Origin of the sequence: Bacillus sp. SIMBA_008, assembly GCF_046535495.1 — a bacterium.
Taxonomy (GTDB): domain Bacteria; phylum Bacillota; class Bacilli; order Bacillales; family Bacillaceae; genus Bacillus; species Bacillus subtilis.
This window is the reverse complement of the sequence record NZ_JAWRWL010000540.1, coordinates 1-268: the sequence shown is the minus strand read 5'-3', so window position 1 is coordinate 268 and position 268 is coordinate 1. Positions and strand designations below refer to the sequence as shown.

Annotated in this window: 1 protein-coding gene; it reads right to left on the bottom strand. The window is 48.9% G+C overall.

All coding sequences use genetic code 11. The annotated features are described in order from the left end of the window. Nucleotides 1-247 (bottom strand): Sir2 family NAD-dependent protein deacetylase (locus SB658_RS24365; protein ID WP_410602938.1); only part of this gene is annotated, 247 nt, incomplete at its 3' end. Between the last annotated feature and the right edge of the window lie 21 nt (nt 248-268).

Here is a 268-nt window from a genome sequence, read left to right as displayed (position 1 = left end):
CGCTCATTTTCATCTGAAAGAGCTGTTTGAATTTAGGCCAGAATTCACGCGGACGGCGTTCAAAGTATTCCCTGCTCATCGCTTCCATTCTGGAGGTGTCTTCGGTCCATATACCGCCCGCCGAACGAAAATCGGGAATGCCGGATTCCGTGCTCATTCCCGCTCCCGTCAGCACCAGGATACGTTCAGCCTGATTGATCAATGTTATAAACGCTTCCACTCTTCCACCGCCTTTTCTTTTTATCATATCATGAAAAAAGAACGGCGC